Source organism: Streptomyces fructofermentans, assembly GCF_014651055.1.
In the GTDB taxonomy this organism is placed as follows: Bacteria; Actinomycetota; Actinomycetes; order Streptomycetales; family Streptomycetaceae; genus Streptomyces; species Streptomyces fructofermentans.
In genome coordinates this window covers 21,131-29,689 of sequence record NZ_BMWD01000050.1, presented here as the reverse complement: position 1 = coordinate 29,689, position 8,559 = coordinate 21,131, and the positions used below count along the sequence as shown (strand labels likewise).

Below are 8,559 nucleotides of genomic sequence, written 5' to 3'. Positions count from 1 at the left end.
GGGCCGCGGGCACGGACGCGCGCGCGACGCCCGCCACCGGTGGCCGCCCCGCCGCGCCCCGGCGCCCGGGCGGTTCCGCGGCCGGCCGGTCGCCGCTCGCCCGGGGCGGCCGGACGCCGTGGCTGTATCTCGCCCCGGCGCTCGCCGTCCTCGGCGGGCTGCTGGTCTACCCCGTGTACCAGCTCGGCCTGATCTCGTTCCTCCACTACACGCAGGCCCAGGTCAGCGGCGGGGAACCGACGTCCTTCCGGGGCCTGGGGAACTACGCGACGCTGTTCGGCGACGAGCAGTTCTGGAGCGTGCTGCTGGCCACCGTGGTGTTCGCCGCGGCCTGCGTCCTGTCGACCCTCGCGGTCGGCTGCGCGCTCGCCGTGCTGCTGACGCGTGTGCGGGCCCTGCCGAGACTCGCGCTGATGCTGGCCGCGCTCGGGGCCTGGGCGACGCCCGCCGTCACCGGGTCGACGGTGTGGCTGCTCCTGTTCGACCCCGACTTCGGGCCGGTCAACCGGATCCTCGGGCTCGGCGACCACTCGTGGACGTACGGCCGGTACAGCGCCTTCGCCCTCGTCCTGCTCGAAGTGGTCTGGTGCTCCTTCCCGTTCGTCATGGTCACGGTCTACGCGGGCATCCGGGCCGTACCGGGCGAGGTGCTGGAGGCCGCGTCCCTGGACGGTGCCTCGCAGTGGCGGATCTGGCGGTCGGTGCTGGCCCCGATGCTCCGCCCGATCCTCGTGGTCGTCACCGTCCAGTCGGTCATCTGGGACTTCAAGGTCTTCACGCAGATCTACGTCATGACGGGCGGCGGCGGCATCGCCGGGCAGAACCTCGTGCTGAACGTGTACGCGTACCAGAAGGCCTTCGCGTCCTCGCAGTACGGCCTCGGCTCGGCGATCGGAGTGGTGATGCTGCTGATCCTGCTGGCGGCCACGCTCGTCCATCTGCGGCTGCTGCGAAGGCAGGGTGAGGAGCTGTGAGTTCGGTGGATTCTGCAACTCCCGCGAAATCCAGGGGATTCGCGCGTGATTTCGTACGCCGTTCCGTGCCGAGGCCATGGCGGCTGGCCGCGGAGGCCTCCACTGTGCTGATCGCCGCCGTCGTCGCATTCCCCCTCTACTGGATGGTGCTGAGCGCCTTCAAACCCGCCGGGGAGATCGAGTCGGCCGAGCCGCGGCCCTGGACCTCCGCACCCACGCTGGAATCCTTCCGCCGCGTCTTCGGGCAGCAGGAATTCGGCCGCTACTTCCTCAACAGCCTCGTCGTCGCGGGCACCGTCGTCGCCGCCTCGGCACTCATCGCGTTTCTCGCGGCGACCGCCGTCACCCGATTCCGCTTCCGGTTCCGCACCACCCTGCTGATCATGTTCCTGATCGCCCAGACCGTGCCCGTCGAGGCCCTCACGATCCCCCTCTTCTTCCAGATGAGGGACCTCGGCCTGCTCAACACCCTGAGCGCGCTGATCCTGCCGCACATCGCCTTCTCGCTGCCCTTCGCGATCTGGATGCTGCGCGGGTTCGTGAAGGCCGTTCCGGAAGCCCTGGAGGAGGCCGCGTACATCGACGGGGCGAGCCGGACGCGGTTTCTGTGGCAGATCCTTTTCCCGCTGGTGCTGCCGGGCCTGGTCGCAACGAGCGTGTTCTCGTTCATCTCCGCCTGGAACGACTTCCTGTTCGCCAAGTCGTTCATCATCAGCGACACCTCGCAGTCCACCCTGCCGATGGCCCTGCTCGTCTTCTTCAAGCCCGACGAGCCCGACTGGGGCGGGGTGATGGCCGCGTCCACGGTGATGACGATCCCTGTTCTGATCTTCTTCGTACTCGTGCAGCGGCGGCTGGTCTCCGGACTGGGCGGCGCGGTGAAGGACTGACGTGAACGACCCGACGCCGACCGGCGCGAACCCGATGACCGACCTGGTCCCGGCACCCGCCGCGACCAGGGTGCCCCCGGGCCCGCCGCGGGGCGGATTCCCGCTCGACGCCGGCACGACCCTGTGGGCGGGCCCCGGCACGGGCACCACCGAACGCTGGCTGCGCACGACCCTGGGCGCGGCCCTGGGAATTGCGCTGCGGCCCGGACCGGAACACGCGCGGAACTCCGTGGAACTGCGCGTCGACGGCACCCTGGCCCCCGAGGCGTACCGAATCGACGTGGCCGAGGGGCGGGGCGCGGAGATTCGCGGCGGCGGCCCCGCCGGGGTTTTCTGGGGCGCCCAGACACTGCGTCAGCTCCTCGGCCCCGACGCCTTCCGCCGGGCCCCCGTACGGCCCGCCGCCGCCCGCGAAATCCCCTCCGGGACCATCGAGGACGCCCCGCGCTTCGGATGGCGCGGCGTCATGCTCGACGTGGCACGGCACTTCATGCCCAAGGACGGCATCCTGCGCCATCTCGACCTGATGGCCGCGCACAAGCTGAACGTCTTCCACTTCCATCTCACCGACGACCAGGGCTGGCGCGTCGAGATCCTGCGGTATCCGGAGCTCACCGGGACCGGGTCGTGGCGGGCGCGCACGAAATTCGGCCACCGCGCCTCGCCCCTCTGGGACGACAGGCCGCACGGCGGCTTCTACACGCAGGACGACATCCGCGAGATCGTCGCCTACGCGGCCGAACGGCATATCACCGTCGTCCCCGAAATCGACGTGCCGGGCCACTCGCAGGCCGCAGTCGCCGCCTATCCGGAACTCGGCAACACGGATGTCGTCGACACCGGCGCGCTCTCCGTCTGGGACACCTGGGGGATCTCCCGCAACGTACTGGCCCCCACGGACCACGTACTGCGGTTCTACGAGGGCGTCTTCGAGGAAGTCCTCGGCCTGTTCCCCTCGGAGTTCGTCCACGTCGGCGGCGACGAGTGCGCCAAGGACCAGTGGAAGGCGTCCCCGGCGGCGCAGGCGCGGATCGCGGAACTGGGGCTCGCGGACGAGGACGGACTCCAGTCGTGGTTCGTCCGGCACTTCGACACCTGGCTGACCGCGCGCGGACGCCGGCTCATCGGCTGGGACGAGATCCTGGAGGGCGGACTCGCCGAGGGCGCCGCCGTCTCCTCCTGGCGCGGCTACCGCGGCGGCATCGCCGCCGCGCGGGCGGGCCACGACGTCGTCATGTGCCCCGAGCAGCAGGTCTACCTGGACCACCGTCAGGACGGCGGCCCCGACGAGCCGGTGCCCATCGGCTACGTGCGCACCCTGGAGGACGTCTACCGCTTCGAGCCCGTACCGCCCGGGCTGACCCCCGATCAGGCCCGGCACGTGCTGGGCGCCCAGGCCAACCTGTGGACCGAGGTGATGGAGGACCGGGCACGCGTGGACTACCAGGCGTTCCCGCGGCTCGCGGCCTTCGCCGAGGTCGCCTGGAGCGACCTGCCCGCCCCGGCGGAACGCGACTTCGCCGGCTTCGAGCGCCGGATGACGGCCCATTACGCGCGCCTCGACGCCCTCGGAGTCGCCTACCGGCCGCCCACCGGGCCCCTGCCCTGGCAGCGTCGCCCCGGAGTGCTCGGACGCCCGATCGACGGGGCACCCCCGAACGTGTGAGGGAGCCGCCCGGGGGTGTCGCCCGCGGCCGTCGCACTGGGACCGTGGCCCTCCCCGGGTGACGAAAGCCCCCGGAAGGCGTCGAAGGACCTCGGTCGGCGCCGAGGGCGAAGTCGTACGAAACCGGACCATCCGCTGGTGGCGGGTAGGAATGCCTCCTAGCGGACCCCCGCGTCGGGGGGCGGGGAAGATGTGCCAGAGTTGCCACGTCCGCCCTGTCAGCACGTACCGTACGGCAACACAGGTGGGACCAGGTGGGGCAGCGGGAAGGGGCAGCCGGTTTGACCACGCACGCACCGCAGGCGGCGCAGGCCGTCACGCTGCCCTCCTCGCTGGACGAGGCAGTGGAGACTCTCGCAGGCATGCCCGCCGCCGTTCCCGTGGCGGGCGGCACCGACCTCATGGCCGCCGTCAACTCCGGGCAGCTGCGGCCGGCGGCACTCGTCGGCCTCGGCCGGATCAGCGAGATCCGCGGCTGGCAGTACCAGGACGGCCACGCGCTGCTCGGCGCCGGACTCACCCATGCCCGCATGGGACGACCCGACTTCGCGGCCCTCATCCCGGCCCTCGCGGCCGCCGCCAGGGCCGCCGGACCCCCGCAGATCCGCAACGCGGGCACCCTCGGGGGCAACATCGCCACCGCCTCCCCGACGGGCGACGCGCTCCCGGTGCTCGCCGCCCTGGAGGCCACGCTGATCATCGCGGGCCCCGGCGGCGCCCGCCGCGAGATCCCCGTCTCGCACCTGCTCGCGGGTGTGGAGATGATGCGCGGTGGCGAGCTCATCGGGTTCGTGCGCGTGCCGCTGCTGCACGCTCCGCAGGTCTTCCTCAAGGCCACCGGACGGACCGGCCCCGGCCGTGCCATCGCCTCCGTGGCGCTCGTCCTCGACCCCGCCAGGCGCGGGGTGCGGTGTGCCGTCGGCGCCATAGCGCCGATGCCGCTGCGGCCCCTGGACGCCGAGCAGTGGGTCGCCTCGCTGATCGACTGGGACAACAACCGCGCGATCGTCCCCGAGGCCCTCAACGCCTTCGGCGAGTACGTCGCCGCGGCCTGCATCCCCGACCCGGCCCCGGCCGAGGACGGCTCCGTGCCGCAGCTGCCGCCCGCCGTACTGCACCTGCGGCGCACCGTCGCCGCGCTGGCCCGACGAGCACTGGGGAGGGCACTGACGTGACCGACGACCAGCACGACGACCGTCCCCCCCAGGGAGGCGGGCGCTGGGACCCGCTGCCCCAGGGCGACTACGACGACGGCGCGACCGCGTTCGTCAAGCTGCCCGAGGGCGGTATCGACGCCCTGCTGGCCGCGCCCGGACACGGCTACGTGCCGCCGCAGATAACGGTCGCGCCCACCACGAACGCGGGCACCGACCCGGCGTCCACCGGCTCCTGGACCATGCCCGCCGGAGTCTCCGACGGCGCCGGCCGGCCCTCCGGCGCGGACGGCCGGCAGGACACCGGCTGGCCCGACCCGAACGCGCGGCCCGAGGAGCACCCGGGGGCCGCCCAGGACGCCTTCACGTACAACCCCGGCTCGACCGGGCAGTGGACCTTCGAGCAGCCCCCGCCCGGGGACGGCCGGGACCCCTCCGGCCAGGACGTGACCGGACAGTGGTCCATCCCCGTCGCCGGCGGCGACCTGCCCGACGAGTCCGGCGAGTTCAGCACCTCCGCGCTGGCCGAGCAGTGGGGCGCGGCCCCGCCCGCGACCCTGCCCGGCGGCGGCGCCGCGCCCTGGGCCGACGAGCCCTGGGCCCAGGACCCCGCCCCCGGACAGCAGCCCCCGGAGGAGTCCGGCGCCCCCGCAGGCCCCGAACACGGCGGACCGGCGGCCCACGGCCCGGCGGAGCCCGCCGGCGAGCGGGCCGACGCCCCCGCGGGCGAGGACGCGGACGGCCCGCGGGAGGGCGGCGACGAGGCCCCCGCGACCGCGGCGCAGGCCGACGACCCCGGCGCGGCCCCGCACGACGACCACCCCTTGGCCTCGTACGTCCTGCGGGTCAACGGCGCCGACCGGCCCGTGACCGACGCCTGGATCGGCGAGTCCCTGCTCTACGTCCTGCGCGAGCGGCTCGGCCTCGCGGGCGCCAAGGACGGCTGCTCGCAGGGCGAGTGCGGAGCCTGCAACGTGCAGGTCGACGGACGGCTGGTGGCGTCCTGCCTGGTGCCCGCCGTGACCGCCGCGGGCAGCGAGGTGCGCACCGTCGAGGGCCTGGCCGCCGACGGGCAGCCCTCCGACGTCCAGCGGGCACTCGCCAAGTGCGGTGCCGTGCAGTGCGGGTTCTGCGTCCCGGGCATGGCGATGACCGTGCACGACCTCCTGGAGGGCAACCCGGCGCCCACCGAGCTGGAGACCCGCCAGGCGCTGTGCGGCAACCTGTGCCGCTGCTCCGGCTACCGGGGCGTCCTGGACGCTGTGCGCGAGGTCGTCGCCGAGCGCGACGCCCACGCGGCCGCCGAGTCCGACGCCGACGAGGCCCGCATCCCGCACCAGGCGGGTCCGGGCGGCGGCGGCGTGAACCCGTCCGCGTTCGACCCCGCGCAGCGCTACGAGCAGTACGGCCCGGACGGAGGCCAGGCGTGAGCAACGAGACCGTGACCGCGACGGGCGCGGAGCCCGGCACCCTGCCGGAGCCCCTGCCGCACGGACTCGGGGTGTCCCTGCCGGCCGCCGAGGCGCGCGCCAAGACCGAGGGCACCTTCCCGTACGCGGCGGACCTCTGGGCCGAGGGCCTGCTCTGGGCCGCCGTGCTGCGCTCGCCGCACCCGCACGCGCGCATCCTGTCGATCGACACCAGCCACGCGCGCGAGATGCCCGGCGTACGGGCCGTCATCACACACGAGGACGTGCCCGGCAAGGCGCTGCACGGCCGCGGCAGGCCCGACCGGCCCGTCTTCGCCGCCGAGACCGTGCGCCACCACGGGGAGCCCATCGCGGCCGTCGCCGCCGACCACCCCGACACCGCGCGGATGGCCGCGGCCGCCGTCATCGTCGAGTACGAGGTCCTCGAACCGGTCACCGACCCGGAGCAGGCCTTCGAGGCCGAGCCCCTGCACCCCGACGGCAACCTCATCCGCCACATCCCGCTGCGCCACGGCGACCCGGACGCGGTCGGCGACATCGTGGTCGAGGGCCTGTACCGCATCGGCCGCCAGGACCCGGCCCCGATCGGCGCGGAGGCCGGCCTCGCCGTGCCCCGCCCCGACGGCGGGGTCGAGCTGTACGTGGCGTCCACCGACCCGCACGCCGACCGCGACGCGGCGGCCGCCTGCTACGGCCTGGAGCCGGAGCGCGTCAAGGTCGTCGTCACCGGTGTGCCCGGCGCCACCGCCGACCGCGAGGACCAGGGCTTCCAGCTCCCGCTCGGACTGCTCGCCCTCACCACGGGATGCCCGGTCAAGCTCACCGCGACGCGCGAAGAGTCCTTCCTCGGGCACGTCCACCGGCACCCGACGCTGCTGCGGTACCGCCACCACGCGGACGCCGAGGGCAGGCTCGTGAAGGTCGAGGCGCAGATCCTGCTCGACTCGGGCGCCTACGCCGACACCTCGTCCGACGCCCTGGCCGCCGCCGTCTCCTTCGCCTGCGGCCCCTACGTCGTACCGAACGCGTTCATCGAGGGCTGGGTCGTCCGCACCAACAACCCGCCCTCCGGGCACGTGCGCGGCGAGGGCGCCATGCAGGTGTGCGCCGCCTACGAGGCGCAGATGGACAAGCTCGCGAAGAAGCTGGGCGTCGACCCGGCCGAACTGCGGCTGCGCAACGTGCTCGCCACCGGTGACGTGCTGCCCACCGGGCAGACGGTGACGTGCCCGGCGCCGGTGGCCGAACTCCTCCAGGCCGTGCAGGACTTCCCGCTGCCCGCCCTGCCCAAGGACACCCCCGAGGACGAGTGGCTGCTGCCGGGCGGCCCCGAGGGCGCCGGCGAGCCCGGAGCCGTACGGCGCGGCGTCGGCTACGCCCTGGGCATGGTCCACATGCTCGGCGCGGAGGGCGCGGACGAGGTCTCGACGGCCACCGTGAAGGTCCACGACGGTGTCGCCACGGTGCTCTGCGCCGCGGTCGAGACCGGCCAGGGCTTCGCCACGCTGGCCCGCCAGATCGTCCAGGAGACGCTCGGCCTCGAAGAGGTCCACGTCGCCTCCGTGGACACCGACCAGCCGCCCGCGGGCCCCGGCTGCCGGGGCCGCCACACCTGGGTGTCCGGCGGGGCGGTGGAACGGGCCGCGAAGATGGTCCGTACGCAGCTCCTCCAGCCCCTGGCGCACAAGTTCGGGATGTCCACCGAGCTCCTCCAGATCACCGACGGCAAGATCACCTCGTACGACGGCGTGCTGTCCACGACCGTCACCGAGGCGATGGACGGCAAGGAGCTGTGGGCGACCGCGCAGTGCCGGCCGCACCCCACCGAGCCGCTGGACGGCGACGGCCAGGGCGACGCCTTCGTCGGACTCGCCTTCTGCGCGATCCGCGCGGTCGTCGACGTGGACGTCGAGCTCGGTTCCGTACGGGTCGTGGAGCTGGCCCTCGCGCAGGACGTGGGCCGGGTGCTGAACCCGGCGCAGCTCGCCGCGCGGATCGAGGCCGGTGTCACGCAGGGCGTCGGGATCGCCCTCACGGAGAACCTGCGCACCGCGCGCGGTCTGGTGCGCCACCCCGACCTCACGGGGTACTCGCTGCCGACCGCCCTGGACGCGCCGGACATCCGCATCGTCAAGCTCGTCGAGGAACGCGACGTCGTCGCGCCGTTCGGGGCGAAGGCGGCCAGCGCCGTGCCGGTGGTCACCTCCCCGGCCGCGATCGCCTCGGCCGTGCGCGCCGCGACCGGGCGTCCGGTGAACCGGCTGCCCATACGGCCCCAGGCGGCCGTGGTGACCGCGGCGCAGTGACGTAGCCGTCCGCGGGGGAGTCCCCCCGTTCGGGGGCTGCCTTCGTGGGACTTCGAGGGGGCTTCGAGGGCTTTCGAAGGCCTTCGAGGGGCCGACGAGGGGTGCGGCGGGGCGGTGCCCGCGGCCGCGCGGCCGACGA

General features: G+C 73.9%; 6 protein-coding genes. All 6 read left to right on the top strand.

Annotated elements, in window-relative coordinates; translation table 11 throughout:
- The coding region (locus tag IE265_RS36790; RefSeq protein WP_229916944.1) for a carbohydrate ABC transporter permease at positions 1 to 974 on the top strand (974 nt) is incomplete at its 5' end.
- A gap of 5 nt (positions 975 to 979) precedes the next feature.
- Positions 980 to 1,864 (top strand): carbohydrate ABC transporter permease, encoded by an 885-nt coding sequence (locus IE265_RS36785; protein WP_373303111.1) that lies wholly within the window; start codon positions 980 to 982, stop codon positions 1,862 to 1,864.
- Positions 1,865 to 1,898: 34 nt separating this feature from the next.
- Positions 1,899 to 3,530 carry a beta-N-acetylhexosaminidase gene (locus tag IE265_RS36780; protein ID WP_190040144.1) on the top strand — a complete coding sequence of 544 codons (1,632 nt, stop codon included), beginning with the start codon at positions 1,899 to 1,901 and terminating at the stop codon, positions 3,528 to 3,530.
- A gap of 281 nt (positions 3,531 to 3,811) precedes the next feature.
- The gene (locus tag IE265_RS36775) at positions 3,812 to 4,705 is read left to right on the top strand and encodes an FAD binding domain-containing protein (RefSeq protein WP_190040142.1); all 894 of its coding nucleotides are present in this window, start codon (positions 3,812 to 3,814) and stop codon (positions 4,703 to 4,705) included.
- Entirely contained in the window at positions 4,702 to 6,114 is a 1,413-nt protein-coding gene (locus tag IE265_RS36770; protein ID WP_190040141.1) for a 2Fe-2S iron-sulfur cluster-binding protein, read from the top strand. Before IE265_RS36775 ends, IE265_RS36770 begins: the two co-directional genes overlap by 4 nt.
- Complete coding sequence (locus IE265_RS36765; RefSeq protein ID WP_190040140.1) at positions 6,111 to 8,420, top strand: xanthine dehydrogenase family protein molybdopterin-binding subunit; 2,310 nt, start codon at positions 6,111 to 6,113, stop codon at positions 8,418 to 8,420. Before IE265_RS36770 ends, IE265_RS36765 begins: the two co-directional genes overlap by 4 nt.
- Positions 8,421 to 8,559 lie beyond the last annotated feature (139 nt).